This is a genomic window from Streptococcus sp. 4094 (assembly GCF_013277125.1).
In the GTDB taxonomy this organism is placed as follows: Bacteria; Bacillota; Bacilli; order Lactobacillales; family Streptococcaceae; genus Streptococcus.
In genome coordinates this window covers 12,983-28,598 of sequence record NZ_VMMI01000022.1, presented here as the reverse complement: position 1 = coordinate 28,598, position 15,616 = coordinate 12,983, and the positions used below count along the sequence as shown (strand labels likewise).

9 protein-coding genes and 1 pseudogene are annotated in these 15,616 nt (G+C 34.1%); 6 read left to right on the top strand and 4 right to left on the bottom strand.

Annotated features, from left to right (window positions below; genetic code table 11):
* Positions 1–27: 27 nt before the first annotated feature.
* The 3 genes from HT721_RS06070 to HT721_RS06060 all read right to left on the bottom strand — a co-directional run bounded on the left by HT721_RS06070 (position 28) and on the right by HT721_RS06060 (position 4,809).
* Entirely contained in the window at positions 28–1,236 is a 1,209-nt protein-coding gene (locus tag HT721_RS06070) for an ATP-binding protein (RefSeq protein WP_173213389.1), read from the bottom strand.
* Positions 1,237–1,619: 383 nt separating this feature from the next.
* Entirely contained in the window at positions 1,620–3,158 is a 1,539-nt protein-coding gene (locus HT721_RS06065) for a helix-turn-helix domain-containing protein (RefSeq protein ID WP_173213391.1), read from the bottom strand.
* Positions 3,139–4,809, bottom strand: a complete 1,671-nt coding sequence (locus HT721_RS06060; protein WP_173229317.1) for a histidine kinase — start codon at positions 4,807–4,809, stop codon at positions 3,139–3,141. Before HT721_RS06060 ends, HT721_RS06065 begins: the two co-directional genes overlap by 20 nt.
* Before the next feature lie 202 nt (positions 4,810–5,011).
* On the opposite strand from HT721_RS06060, the gene HT721_RS06055 reads away from it, so the two are divergent.
* The 5 genes from HT721_RS06055 to HT721_RS06035 all read left to right on the top strand — a co-directional run bounded on the left by HT721_RS06055 (position 5,012) and on the right by HT721_RS06035 (position 11,477).
* Positions 5,012–5,929, top strand: a complete 918-nt coding sequence (locus tag HT721_RS06055; protein ID WP_000861540.1) for an ABC transporter permease subunit — start codon at positions 5,012–5,014, stop codon at positions 5,927–5,929.
* Between the two features lie 17 nt (positions 5,930–5,946).
* Positions 5,947–6,843: a carbohydrate ABC transporter permease gene (locus HT721_RS06050; RefSeq protein WP_001267167.1), complete on the top strand. Its 897-nt coding sequence runs from the start codon at positions 5,947–5,949 to the stop codon at positions 6,841–6,843.
* A gap of 9 nt (positions 6,844–6,852) precedes the next feature.
* The gene (locus HT721_RS06045; RefSeq protein ID WP_000792259.1) at positions 6,853–8,418 is read left to right on the top strand and encodes an extracellular solute-binding protein; all 1,566 of its coding nucleotides are present in this window, start codon (positions 6,853–6,855) and stop codon (positions 8,416–8,418) included.
* A 204-nt stretch (positions 8,419–8,622) separates the two neighbouring features.
* Positions 8,623–9,267 (top strand): YesL family protein, encoded by a 645-nt coding sequence (locus tag HT721_RS06040; protein WP_173229315.1) that lies wholly within the window; start codon positions 8,623–8,625, stop codon positions 9,265–9,267.
* The gene (locus HT721_RS06035; protein ID WP_173229313.1) at positions 9,264–11,477 is read left to right on the top strand and encodes a TIM-barrel domain-containing protein; all 2,214 of its coding nucleotides are present in this window, start codon (positions 9,264–9,266) and stop codon (positions 11,475–11,477) included. The genes HT721_RS06040 and HT721_RS06035 overlap by 4 nt, the downstream gene beginning before the upstream one ends.
* Positions 11,478–11,697: 220 nt before the next feature.
* Here HT721_RS06035 and HT721_RS06030 read toward each other — a convergent pair whose 3' ends face one another.
* On the bottom strand, positions 11,698–12,174 hold the full coding sequence (locus tag HT721_RS06030; protein WP_173229311.1) for a glutathione peroxidase: 477 nt from the start codon (positions 12,172–12,174) through the stop codon (positions 11,698–11,700).
* Positions 12,175–12,384: 210 nt separating this feature from the next.
* Here HT721_RS06030 and HT721_RS06025 point away from each other — a divergent pair.
* A pseudogene (locus HT721_RS06025) lies at positions 12,385–15,584 on the top strand (LPXTG-anchored hyaluronate lyase).
* Positions 15,585–15,616 lie beyond the last annotated feature (32 nt).

The following is a 15,616-nucleotide window of genomic DNA, read 5'->3' as shown; positions in this document are numbered from 1 at the left end:
CTAGTTAGATGTATGATTTATGATTATCTATTTTTCTAGTAACCAATCTATAATGTTTTTCTTCTCAATACCATTGTAATTGGCTGTTGGCTGAATCGTATCCATTGTTAATAGATATTTAGGAAATTGATCTTTAATGGCTTCTAGTGGTCTAAGTTCTCTTTCTAGTGTCTCAGGAGCAAGTGTTGTTTCACTGACTTGATAATAAGCGTAGTGACCAAGATCAGTTACAACAACAAAATCAACCTCATATTTATCTAAATTACCAACATATACTTGTGAATATCTACGTCTCAATTCCAAATATACCATATTTTCCAAGATATGCCCAATGTCTTCTTTGTGGTCTGGCAATAAGAGGTGTCGTAAACCTAAATCAACGGGATAATATTTTTCTAAGCGTTGCAATAATGCTCGACCTTTGACATCAAAACGTGGGACGGAATAAAAAAGTAAACTGTCTGTCAAAGTCGTCAAATAATTTTCTAAAGTATTATGGGATATTGAAACGTTTTGGCTGACTAGGGTATTACGAATCTTATTTGTTGATATTAAGCTACCTGTACTACTGAGAAGGGTTCGGACAATGCGCTCAATAATAGTAGGATTTGGATTTCCCAATCTAGTGACAATATCATTTAACAGTATTGAGTTATATATTCCTCTTAGATAATCAATTTTTTCAGCGTAAGATGATGTTTGCAATAAGTAAGGGAAAGCACTAAAGAGATAATTGTTAAAAATTTCTGTTGTATTCAGATTCTCTGAGAGAGATTGACCTGATAGGTATTCTTCAAATGACAAAGGAAGGACCTCTATCTCAACATACCGACCAGTCAAGTTTGTAGCTAATTGGCTACTCATAAAGTAAGCGTTTGATCCAGTCAAATAGAGGTCAACATTTGGCAAGATGAATAGACTATCTGCTACCAGTTCAAATTTTTCAACATGTTGAATTTCATCTAAAAAGATATAGTATGTTTTCTCGCTAACTAATTGCTCTTTTATATAAGCGTATAATGTTTGAAAATGTCGGAGGTCATAATAACTCAGATCCTCAAAATTGATGGATATGATTTGATCCTCGTCTACCCCAGTTGCTAGTAACTCCTCTTTATAGAGTTGAAAAAGCACAGATTTACCAGCTCGTCTAACTCCACTCACAACCTTAATGATTTGACGGTCACGATGTCTTCTTAAAAAATCTAAATAATGTGGTCTTTTAATATAGTTCATAATAGATACCTCAAAGATAGTATAATACAAATAGATATTATTTTCAAATATTTAGAAATAAAATGGAATTTATTTTATTATTTCTAAGTATTTAGAAATAGTGTTTTTCTGTAATTAAAAAATAGTCCATTTTGGTATGGCATGATAGTAAACCTTATAAGGTGTTATAGCAAGTATTCAAATAAAAAGCGCATACTATCAGGCGTAAAAGCTTGATAGTATACGTTTTATCCTAGAAATATTTACTGGATGTTTTTCTCAAACTGACTTTTTAAGAAGTTACCTTATCAGCAATTTCAAATAAGTTTATGGAGCTATCTTTGGAAAAATTGTAGAGTGTCAAAGCTTACCACAGTCTTTAGCATTTCAATAATTTACATTGCTTACGTTTTGTTTTGATAAGTTTTACGGTAATCTCCAGGAGAAAGTCCAGTCCTTTGTTTAAAAATTTTAGTAAAGTAAGAATAATTATCATACCCTACTTGACAAGATACTTGTGATATTGAGATATTTGTTTGAGATAGGAGAGATTTAGCAGCATTAATGCGTTTATCCGTTATATATTTAACAAGAGTTTCTCCAGTTTCTTTTTTAAAAATTCTAGCTAAATGATCTGCGCTGAGATAAACCATATCTGCTAATATAGAACGATTTATATCTTCATAGTAGTGATGATCTATGTATTCGACGATGCGTTGAATACTATTTTTTTGATTTTCAATGTTTGTTGCAAATTTCTTAGCATGTGACCAGTAATAATCAAAGTAATCCTGAAAAGATTCAATTGAATGAAAGCGTCGTTGGAATAGGAAATCATGAGTGCTGTTTTGGAATAATTTATGTGCCGAGATTCCATTTTGATCTAGATATATTCCTATTTGTTGAGTCCAATCTAGTAAAATTTGTTGTAGTGTGAAAGTAGGAATTTGAGAATTGTAAGCAAGTGAATCAATTTTTTCTCTTAATTCATATTCGCTTAAGCTATCTAAAAAAGTAATTGAAAGAGTTTCTGTTTTGAAAGAAGTTGGGAAACTATGTGGAACACATGTAATAGTATTCCAATAAGAAACATATTGTTCATTATAAGTGTAGAGTTCTTTGGTATGAAATAAAATATCGGATATTTTATGGCAACTCTTATATATAATGTTTGAGTATTTACTAAAGTTATTAGAAATTTGAGAATGAATCTCATATGCCAATTTGTCACTACGTTTGGATGAGTCTACTCTAAAGAGACAAACATATTGATCAACCTGGCTTTCCATTTTGAATAGACTTATCAGTTTATAAGAAGGTTGTGAAATTCTTTGAAGTTCTCTTTTTAGTTGAGAAGTCCATGATGGAGTTTCTGCAGAATAATCTTCTTCATTAAGATTGATTGTTAAAACTGCAAGAAAAAAATACTGGTGTTTTTGAAGAATAAAATCTTGTTTGCTTGCTATATTTTCTAGCTCATCAATGCGAGAAATTTGAGGTTTTCTAAGGTAATCATACCAGAAGTTATCTTCTATTTGTAAAAGTGCATCATTTTTTCCGTTTAAGTTATGATTCTCAATTTTACTAATGGCTTTTTGAATAATAAATTCTAATTTTTCGAAGTTAATGGGTTTTAGATAGTATTCGAAGCTTTGTAATTCAATTGCTTTTTGAGCATAGTTGAAGTCGGCGTAATTGGTTAAAAAAACTGTTTTTATATCATATTTTTCATTTCTAATCCACGATAAGAGATCGAGGCCACTACCTTGAGGCATTTCTATATCGCTTATCATGAGATCAATAGGATGTTCTCTAATAATATTTTGAGCTTGAGTGAGGCTATAGGCAACATAAACAGTGTCAATGTGTAGTTTAGCCCAATTTATTTTCTCTCGTAAAGCTTCAATGATAAAACGATCGTCATCAACTAATAAGATGTTCATTATAACCTCCATCTATAATCTTGTATGGAATAAGTAAAAGAATTTTAGCCCCACCTTCTTCACTATTTTCAAATGCAATACTATAGTCGTTGGGATAGAGAAGATTTAAACGTTCGATGGTGTTTGTGATCCCGATATGATGTCCATCTTCTGTTATTAGAGACTGTTTCTGATTTAGTTTTGATAAAATTTCTTCAGAGAAACCTGGACCATTATCTTCGATACAAATCTGAATATAATCTGAGTCCTCAGTTTTTACTTTTTTTATTGATAGTAAAATTGTAAATAAATCCTGAAATGAAAAACCGTGTTTGATTGTGTTTTCAATAAATGTTTGTAAAAGTAATGATGGGACAAGAGTATTTTGTAGGTCATCATTGTAGTTTAATGAAAAGTAGATGCTATTTCCATATCGAATTCGTTGTATTTCTAAATAATCTTTAATATGCTGAACTTCATCTTTAAGTTCTGAAAAATCTTGATTAGCCATAAATAAATGACGGAGATAATTTGAAGTTAGGATAGTTAACTCTTCAATTTCTTTATAGTTTTTTGTTTGAAGCATACTATGAATCATTGATAACATATTTAAGTAGAAATGCGGACGAATTTGGTTCTTAAGATAATTAAGCTCAATCTTCTTAAGTTCTAGTTGTGAATGGTATTCTCGTATTTTTAATTCTTGCATGTCAAATATTACTTTATTAAGTTTATCATTTGCCTTATCAATTTCTAGTATACCTTCAGATATAAAAAATTCAGAAGGGGGGATGGAGTCCCCAAGTTGAGAGAGCCGTTCAGTGAGTCTTGTTATTGGTTTAATCATCCATTGACGAATATACAGGATAATGATGATTGATAAAATGGTGATAATGATAGGAACAGCTGATAAAAATACTTCTAAGAGTGTGATATTTCTAAAGACTTCGGCATAATCGACTAAAACATAAATATCGAAAGGTAAATGCGTTTTTTCATTTTGAGCATGAATCAGGTAGTTTTCGGAGGGTATATTGTTAGGCTCTTTTAGAGAAAGTTTACCATTATTTCCAATATTAAGTTTTCTTAGAGGTTTTAGGATATCTTCTGAAGATATGACGGCATAAATGATTTTTCCTTCGTAATGAACAGATTTAACTAAGTATTCGCTGTTTTTAGTAGTTACATTTTTCCATTTACGGTCACTTATATCACTACGCAATGATTTTAGATTTGATTTTAACAGTAGATAATCTTCATATGGAATATAAAGATTGGAGACATTTATAAAATGATCAGTACTATCGGTTTCTAATAAGAATGTCATATGAGTTTCATTTTGATATTCAAACTCTGTAAAGCTAGTTTGAACTTTTTTGAGATCTTCTTGATAGTCAAGAAACGTTTGTACATGATTTAATTTCTCTAAAGATTCATTATGCGTTATTGTTGAGTACATAAAGCGTTCTACAGAATGCAATTTCTCATTAACAGAGTCAGCATAAATTTCAATTGAACTACGTAGGTGTACTATATTTTGGTTTTTAATAAAATTTCTGGTTATGTTACTCATAGCAATATTGATTAAAATATTTATCAATAGTAGTACAAGTAGGAGTTTAAAGAAAAAATGAATGGAATGTTTTTTTGATAAGTCGTGATTTAATTTCATATACTATTCTCCTCTTAAAATTATAGCACTTTGAAAATACGATATCATGTAACAAAACAGATATGTTTTATCAAGATGTCGGAAAAGTAATAGTTTTTAAAATTAAAAAACTGAAAAATTGATAAACCTAGTCCAAAAAGTTCTATTAAGGGAATTCTATATGGTGTAAAATAATCGTAGAAAATCAGATGGGGGGAAAAACATGAAAGTAGCATCTCAACTTCATAAAATAAAATTAAAGCATAGTATTCCGTTATATATATTACTTTTTCCTTCAATATTGCTATTGATTTTATTTTCCTATATTCCCATGTTGGGACTAATTATTGCATTTAAAGACTATTCACCAGCCAATGGTATCTTTGCTAGTCAGTGGGTAGGATTTAAGTATTTTACTCAATTTTTCTCATCATTCCAATTCGGGACAACTATGTTCAATACATTAAAAATTTCACTTTATAGTATTGTAGTAGGATTTCCCTTACCTATTATACTAGCTATCATTAGTAATCAGTTAAGAGTTGGGAAATTTAGAAAAATATTTCAAGTGACAACTTACTTACCTCATTTTATCTCTACAATGGTTATGTGTGGGATGATTATCTTATTTTTATCTCCTACTAGTGGTTTGTTAGCGAATGTATTTAAGTCTGTTGGAATCACTATTCCAGATTTTTTATCAAAACCTAGTCATTTTGCAGGTGTTTATGTTTGGAGTGATGTATGGCAACATATTGGTTGGGATAGTATTATTTATCTGGCGGCGCTTTCTGCAATTGATCCTACATATTATGAGGCTGCAACTATGGATGGTGCCTCTAGGTTACAAAAAATTCGGCATATAGAATTACCATTGCTTTTGCCGACTGCTATGATTTTATTAATATTAAGAGCAGGTAGTTTATTAAGTGTAGGGTTTGAGAAAGTGTTACTACTACAGAATCCACTTAATTTAGCAGGAAGTGAGATAATTTCGACCTATGTTTATAAAGTTGGTATGGTGAATTTTCAGTATAGTTATTCGACAGCTATAGGGTTATTTAACACCGTAGTCAATCTAATAATTTTGTTATCTGTTAACTGGTTCTCAAAAAGATATACTAGAACGGGTCTTTTTTAAAGGAAGGAGTGCTTAAAGTGAGATGGTTTCATAAATCAAGAAAAACAAACTCTGAATTATTATTTGATATAGTTACCTATGGTTTAGCAATTTTCCTCATCCTGTTAATTGTTTATCCGTTATGGTTTGTAGTGATTGCATCTTTTAGTAATCCTTCAGATGTTGCAAATGGAAAGGTATGGTTTATTCCTAGAGAATGGAAATTAGATGGATATTTACGTCTTATTCAACAACCTTTATTCTTACGTAGCTATCTAAATACCATTTTATATACTGTTGTTGGTACCTTAGTTGCTTTAGTAGTCAATATTCCAGCTGGTTATGCTTTATCTAGAAAAGAATTAGTTGGTAGAAAGTGGATGAGTATTCTATACATAATCCCTATGTTTGTATCAGGTGGCTTGATTCCTACCTACTTAACAGTAAAGAATGTAGGCTTGATTGATACATTTTGGGTAATGGTAATACCTTTTGCAGTTTCATCATACAATATTATTGTTGCTAGAACTTTCTTTAATAATAGTATTCCAGACGGGATGTGGGAGGCTGCGCAAATTGATGGCTGTGGTACAATTCGTTATTTTATTAAGATAGTTGTTCCTTTATCAAAAGCTATTATAGCAGTTATTGGACTTTGGACTGCAGTTGGTATCTGGAATTCGTGGTTTAATGCTTTAATTTATTTAACGAATGAAAATTTACAACCATTGCAATTAATTTTACGACGTTTACTAATTAGTAATCAAATGTTACAATCGCAAGCAACAGGAGAAGTGGCATCAGATCTTCGTATTAAAGCCGATATGATGAAATATGCAGCAATTGTTATTTCAACCGCTCCGATTATGTTGCTATATCCCTTTGTTCAAAAATATTTTAATCAAGGCGTAATGATTGGCGCCTTGAAAGAATAGGAGAAAAACATGAAAAATAAATCATTTACATATTTGTTCTTAGGAACAGTTACACTTGCTGGCTTAACAGCCTGTGCAAATTCCAATAATGCGAATAAGGACGATAAGTCTGGAGAAGATTCTTATAAAATCACAACTGTTCGTTGGTCTGACTGGGGAGAAGATTATCATAAAGGTTTTCTAACAGATTCTGCCAAGGAAGCAGGTATTGATGTTAAATGGGATACACTTGTAGCTGCAGATTGGGCAGATAAGAAATCTGTTTTGGTTGCTAGCGGAGATTTACCAGATGCATTTTTGGGTTCAAATGCATTTACAGATTCAGAAATTGCTCAGAACCAATCTTTGTTTATTCCATTGGAAGATTTAATCAAGGAAAACATGCCTAATTTAACTAAGGCTATGGAGAAAGAACCTAAGATTAAAGCTATGATTACTTCACCAGATGGTCATATTTACAGTCTACCTAAAAAATTACCGATGCGTCCTACTGTAGCTAATCAGCTATTTATTAATAAAAAGTGGCTGGATAATTTAGGATTAAAGGTTCCAGAAACTTATGATGATTTAGTAAAAGTACTACAAGAATTTAAGGATAAAGATGCGAACGGAAATGGAGACGCTTCTGATGAAATTCCATTCGGAGCAGGAAACTTTGATCCAACATTCTCATATATTCTTCCGTTCAATAATCGTTTAGGGGCAGATAATACATATGAAATGTCTGTAAAAGATGGAAAACCAGTCTACCTTCGTACAGAGGAAAGTTATAAACAAGGGATTGCAGCAATGCACGAATCTTATAAAAAAGGTTTGATTGATCCGGAAATCTTTACAGAAGATACCTCTATGAGTGTTGCGAAACGTATGGATAAGGGAGTATCTAGAGTAGGTGTTTCTAGTGGTTGGACAGCAGATGCAACGTTTGGATTACATTCAAGTGAGTATATTGCTCTACCTGCTTTAAAAGGTATGGATGGTAAACAATATGTCTTTTCTGATCCAGATCATTACAACTATGGTCGAAATGAAATTTTGATTACAAATAAGAGCAAAAACCCTGCTAAATTATTGAAATGGTTGGATAAATTATATACAGATGAAGCAAGTATTCAGAATTTCTATGGATCATTTGGAATAGCTACTGAAAAGAATGGTGATAAGTTTAAAGTGTTACCTCCTAAAGATGGTAAATCAGCTGATGAATGGGCATGGATTAATTCACTTCGAGATTTTGGTCCTAAATACGTAAGCGATGATATCAATAGTCGCGTAGAAATCGATCAAACACAAGGTGATGGATTGAAATTGAAGATGGACCAAGATTTGAAACAATTTGCGTTGCCAGCTTACCCTAATGTGATTTATTCACAAGAAGAGCTTAACAAATTATCATCAATCTATGTTAGCATTGAATCCTATGTCAAACAACAAGCATCTAAATGGGTAGTTGAAGGTGGCATAGAAAAAGAATGGGACTCATACAAAGAAACTCTTAAGAATATGGGATTGGACGAATTTATGAAGATTCAACAGGAAGCATATAATCGTTACCAAAAAGAAGTCAAAGAGTAATACTTTATATGAACTCTTGGTTGTATAAACAAGGGACTAGCTAATTACAGGAAGCGAGACTGATAACATCAAATTATCTCGCTTCCTTTATTCTAATTTTTAAAGAAATTTGGAAATGTTTTTTAAATAATTTAGGTAATATTTTTGTGCAACTGACATTCTAAAATATAGAGTTAAGACGATTGATTTTATGGAGAATATATTATGCAAAAATTATTTTCATTAGATGGAAAAGTGGTTAGAATTTTAACTTTTTTGACAGATTTAATTATTTTAAATACTCTATTTATTGTTAGTTGTATTCCAATAGTTACAATTGGGGCATCATTAACTTCTCTTACGACAATGTGGTATCGTATTTTAAAAGGTAAAGATACCGATATTGCTTATCATTATTTTCGGATCTTTAGACAAAATTTTAAACAATCAACTTTTATTTGGTTGTTTATCCTCCTAATAGAATTACTTTTATATGTGAACTATTGTCTTTGGGGCTATTCAAGTTTACTTTCAGAGTATAGTTTATTGTTAGTGTTGCCCTTTTTATTTGTTATAATACTTTTGATGAGTGTTATTTTTCCCTATATTGGTCTATTTAAAGATAATCTAAAAAATAGTATTGTAAATAGCGTATTAATTTGTATGTTAAATCCAATACAAGCTATCATGTTGGTTTTATTTAATATGTCTGTACTGTATATGAGTTTTAGTAGTCCAGAACGAGTTTTAACAGCTATTTACGTATTTACATTTGGGGGATTTGCTTTTTGCGGATTGATGAATGTAACGATAACAAATAAAATGTTTGATAAGGTAAAGAAATTTACTAAAAGGAGGAAAACAAAGTGAAAATTTTTAAGGGAGAGTTTTATCGAATCTCTGTATTAACAGACAAGCTAGTAAGGTTAGAATACTCTCAAACTGGAAGTTTTGAGGATAGAACGACACAACTTATCTATAATAGAGATTTTGGCCAAGTTTCGTTAGATTATATCGAGACATCAAACGTACTAGATATTATGACGGACTATTTTCATTTGCATTTTAATAAAGGAGAATTTAACGCCGAAAATTTATTTATAGAATTAAAAGGAAATTTTGCCGTATATGGTAGTCGCTGGTATTTTGGTGAATCTATTGAAACGTTAAAAGGAACAGCTCGGACTCTGGATAAGGCAGATGGAGCAATCTCGTTAGAAGATGGAATTATTAGCCGAAATGGTATAGCCTTATTGGATGATTCTCAAGGATTTATTTGGGATGAACAGTCTGGTTATATTGAGAGAGAAAATCAAATTGACCTCTATTTCTTTGCCTATGGGCATGATTATAGAGGAGCAATCAGAGACTTTTACCATTTGACTGGCTCAACACCCTTGCTGCCAAGATATGCTTTAGGCAATTGGTGGAGTAGGTATTGGCCTTATACGTCGGATGAATACTTGGATTTAATAGACAGATTTGAAACAGAGAAAATTCCATTATCTATCGGTGTTTTAGATATGGATTGGCATATAACTGACATTCCAGCTCGTTTTGGAAGTGGCTGGACAGGATATAGTTGGAATAAAAACTTAATACCAAATCCAGAACAGTTATTGCAACAACTTCATGATAGAAAGTTAAAACTCTCCTTAAATGTCCATCCTGCTGATGGTATACGGGCTTATGAAGAAGCTTATCCTCGAGTCGCCAAACGATTGGGGTTAAATGTAGAACTAGAAGAACCTGCTATTTTTGATTTTTTTAATCCCTCTTTTAGAGAATCCTACTTTGAAGATGTTCATTATAAGCTAGAAAAGCAAGGAGTAGATTTTTGGTGGATTGACTGGCAACAAGGGACACAAGGCATGTTGGATCCACTATGGCTTTTAAACCATTATCACTATCAGGATAGTTGTAAACATTCAGAAGGTGGCTTGATTTTATCAAGATATGCAGGTCCTGGTAGTCACCGCTACCCTGTTGGTTTTTCAGGGGATACTATTATTAGTTGGAATTCGTTAAGATTTCAACCTTATTTTACAGCGACAGCATCAAATATCGGTTATAGTTGGTGGAGCCATGATATCGGTGGACATATGTTGGGGGATTATGACGAAGAGCTACAAACTAGATGGCTACAGTTTGGTGTTTTTAGCCCGATTACTCGATTACATAGTTCTAGAAGTCCCTTCAATAGCAAAGAACCTTGGTTTTTTTCAGAAACAACATCTAAGATTATGAAGAAATACCTTCGTTTGAGACATCAGATGATTCCATATCTATATACCATGAATGTAAAGACACACGAGGAAGGTGCCCCATTAATCAGCCCAATGTATTATTTCTACCCAGAGAATGATGAGAGTTATAATGTTCCAAATCAATACTTTTTTGGAACAGAACTGATGGTGGCTCCCATTGTAGAAAAGATGGACTTGGCATTCAAATCTGCAAAAGTGGATGTATGGTTCCCTGAAGGTGAATGGTATGACTTCTTTTCAGAGAAAAAATATACAGGTGGTGTGAAGTTAAGTGTTTATCGAGACATTTCGATGATACCTGTGTTTGCAAAAAGTGGTGCAATCATTCCCTTGGTTGGTTCTGAGATAGATATGGGTGTTGATTTACCTGAAGTTGTAGATTGGTATGTATTCCCAGGCAAACAACATTCTTTTGAAATGATTGAAGATCAAAATGGTCAAAGATATAAAACAAGATTGTCAATCGACTGGGAAATGGGGATGGTAGAGCTAACATTACAAGGAGATTCTAGTATCGTTCCAAGCAATAGAAAACATAGAATTCATTTTAAAGGAACGAATGTGTCTATAATTGAATTGCCAAATAAGAATGATACAGCTAATTTTGAATGGAAAGATAATAAAACACCATCTCTAAATGATGAAGTTTTTAGACTACTAAAGACGGCTTCTCTTCCATATGAATTAAAAGATAGATTGTTAAATCAATTCATCAATGCCAAAAATTCTCATGACTTAATGAATATCTTGCATCATCAGGATAAGGAATTGAGAGGGCGTTTGTTGGAAATGATATTTACTAATGAAAACTAATTGAAATAATTAGAAAGTCATTTGTTTAGTGTATATGAAGATTCGGTATGGCATTTGTTATCATTGGTCACATTGAAAATGTGAAATAAGCACCTACAACATAGACTTTACAACACTTCATGGTTCGATCCGTGAGGTGTTTTTCTATTTAAGTCAAAGCCAATCAAAAAATCTCACTATTCTTAGGCTAAAGGAGAACTAATCATAGTGAGATTGTGAATTATAGTAGTTTTTGTATGGCCTCTTCAATTTGTTTTGGGTCTGTTTTTGAAGAGAAGCGTTCAAAGACCTGCCCATCACGACCGATGAGAAACTTAGCGAAATTCCATTCGACTCGTTTTCCTAGTGGGCCAGACTTTTGTTCTTTCAACCAAACATAGAGAGGATCTGCTTCCTTACCGTTGACCTTGATCTTGGCAAAACGTGGGAAGCTGGTTTGATAATGTAGGCTACAGAAGGCGTTGATTTCCTCTGCGCTGTCTGGTGCTTGTCCCATAAACTGATTGCAAGGGAAGTCTAAAATCTCAAAACCTTGTTCTTGATAGCGATCATAGAGTTCTTGAAGTCCTTGGTACTGGGGCGTTAAACCACATCCGGTAGCAGTGTTGACAATCAAGAGTACCTTACCACGATAGCTCTCCAAGGGAGTTGATTGGTTGTTTTGGTCTAAAACGGAAAAATCATAAAGTGAAGTCATGAGGGCCTCTTTTCTTTTTCTACATTGTAACAGTTTTTACTTTTTTCGTCGAGTCGGATGGAAGATGTTGTTGAAAAATAGGTTCTTGATATAATAGAAACCGTTTACAAATAGCTTAAAAAATAGCGTGGTTTAATTAAACCGGGTTACTTAGTTGCTATAAATCTCTAATTTGAGATTTAGTTCCTATTGATTTATTGGAGTGTATACATGCAAACAAAAACAAAGAAACTCATTGTGAGTTTGTCTTCACTTGTTTTATCAGGATTTTTATTATACCATTATCTGACAGTTGGAGCGGAAGAAACGACTACGAATACCATTCAGAAAAGCCAGAAGTTCAGTATCAGCAAAGGGATACAAAAAATTTAGTTGAAAATGGTGATTTTGGTCAGACGGAGGACGGAAGCAGTCCGTGGACAGGAAGCAAAGCTCAGGGGTGGTCAGCTTGGGTAGAGCAGAAGAATAGTTCTGCAGATGCCTCAACTCGAGTTATTGAGGCTAAGGATGGGGCTATCACTATCTCAAGCCATGAGAAATTAAGGGCAGTGGTTCACCGTATGGTCCCTATTGAAGCTAAGAAAAAGTATAAACTGCGTTTCAAGATTAAAACAGATAATAAAGTCGGGATTGCTAAGGTTCGTATCATTGAGGAAAGTGGTAAGGACAAGCAATTGTGGAATTTTGAAACGACGTCAGGAACAAAGGACTGGAAGACCATTGAAGCAGACTATAGCCCGACTTTAGATGTTGATAAAATCAAGCTGGAGTTATTCTATGAAACGGGAACTGGGACTATTTCTTTTAAGGATATTGAGCTGGTAGAGGTAGCAGACCAGCCTTCTGAGGATTCTCAAACAGATAAACAGCTCGAGGAAAAGATTGATTTACCAATTGGGAAAAAACATGTCTTTGCTCTTGCAGACTATACTTATAAGGTAGAAAATCCTGATTTTGCTTCAGTCAAAAATGGAATTTTAGAACCTCTTAAGGAAGGGACAACCAATGTCATTGTCAGTAAAGATAGCAAGGAGGTGAAAAAGATTCCTTTGAAGATTCTAGCCTCTGTTAAGGATGCATACACAGCCCGTTTGGATGACTGGAATGGTATCATCGCTGGGAATCAATACTATGATTCTAAAAATGAACAGATGGCCAAATTAAACCAGGAACTGGAAGGAAAGGTGGCTGATAGCCTATCCAGTATTTCAAGTCAGGCGGGCCGCACCTATTTGTGGGAAAAATTTTCAAATTATAAAACGTCTGCGAATCTAACTGCCACTTATCGGAAATTGGAGGAGATGACCAAGTAAGTGACCAATCCTTCTTTTCGTTATTATCAGGATGAAACCGTTATTCGAACAGTTAGGGATTCCATGGAATGGATGCATAAACATGTCTACAATAGTGAAAAAAGCATTGTTGGGAGTTGGCGGGATTATGAAATCAGTATACCTCGTGCCATCAACAATACCTTGTCTCTGATGAAAGAATACTTCTCTGATGAGGAAATTAAAAAGTATACAGATGTGATTGAAAAATTTGCGCCAGATCCCGAATATTTCCGAAAGACGACTGATAACCCATTTAAGTCCCTAGGTGGAAACTTAGTGGATATGGGAAGGGTAAAAGTAATAGCTGGTTTACTGCGCAAGGATGACCAAGAAATTTCTTCTACCATTCGTTCGATTGAGCAAGTGTTCAAGTTGGTAGACCAAGGTGAAGGTTTTTATCAAGATGGATTCTATATCGACCACACCAATGTTGCCTATACGGGTGCTTATGGGGATGTCTTGATTGATGGCCTGTCTCAACTGTTGCCAGTCATTCAAAAGACCAAGAGCCCAATCAATAAAGATAAAATGCAAACTATGTACCACTGGATTGATAAATCGTTTGCCCATTTGCTGGTGAATGGAGAGCTGATGGATATGAGTCGTGGACGCTCGATCAGTCGTGCAAATTGCGAGGGGCACGTGGCCGTAGTAGAAGTGCTAAGAGGGATTCACCGGATAGCGGATATGTCTGAAGGAGAAACCAAACAACGTTTGCAGAGTTTTGTGAAGACCATTGTCCAATCGGATAGTTATTATGATGTCTTTAAGAATTTGAAGACTTATAAGGATATCAGTTTGGTGCAATCTTTGTTAAGCGATGCTGGAGTCGCAAGTGTTCCAAGAACCAGTTACCTATCTGCCTTTAATAAGATGGATAAAACAGCTATGTACAATGCGGAGAAAGGGTTTGGATTTGGCTTGTCACTCTTTTCCAGTCGTATCTTGAATTACGAACACATGAACAAGGAAAACAAACGTGGTTGGTATACGAGTGATGGGATGTTCTATCTTTACAATGGCGATTTGAGTCACTATAGCGATGGCTACTGGCCAACAGTTAATCCATATAAGATGCCTGGTGCGACAGGAACAGATGCTAAGAGATCGGATAGTGATACAGGTAAAGTTCTACCGTCTGCTTTCGTTGGAACGAGCAAACTAGATGAGGCCAATGCGACAGCAACCATGGATCTCACTAACTGGAATCAAACACTGACTGCTCATAAGAGCTGGTTTATGCTGAAGGATAAGATCGCCTTTTTAGGAAGCAATATCCAAAACACTTCAACAGATACTGCTGCAACTACAATTGACCAGAGAAAACTGGAATCAAGTGATCCATATAAAGTCTATGTCAATGATAAAGAAGCCTCCCTCACGGAACAAGAAAAGGATTATCCTGAAACCCAAAGTGTCTTCTTAGAATCGTCCGATTCGAAAAAGAATATTGATTACTTTTTCTTTAAGAAGAGTTCAATCAGTATGAGTAAGGCTGTCCAAAAGGGATCTTGGAAGGATATCAATGAAGGACAGTCAGACAAGGAAGTTGAAAATGAATTTCTTACGATTAGTCAGGCTCATAAGTAAAATGGGGATTCTTATGGCTATATGCTCATCCCTAACGTGGATCGTGCCACCTTCAATCAAATGGTAAAAGAGTTAGAAAGTAGTCTCATCGATAACAATGAGATCCTTCAGTCTGTTTATGATGCCAAACAAGGAGTTTGGGGCATTGTGAAATATGATGATTCTGTCTCTACTATTTCCAACCAATTCCAAGTCTTGAAACGTGGGGTCTATACGATTCGAAAAGAAGGGGATGACTATAAGGTTGCCTACTACAATCCTGAAACCCAGGAATCAGCTCCAGATCAGGAAGTCTTTAAAAAGTTAGAACAAGCAGCTCAACCACAAACTCAGGATTCAAAAGAAAAGGAAAAATCTGAAGAAGAAAAGAACCATTCGGATCAAAAGAATCTCCCTCAGACAGGAGAAGGTCAGTCAATCTTGGCAAGTCTAGGGCTCTTGCTACTTGGGGCGACTTATCTATTCCGTAGAGGAAAGAATAACTGATTTGTTCATCATCTAAGATGAATCACATGAAA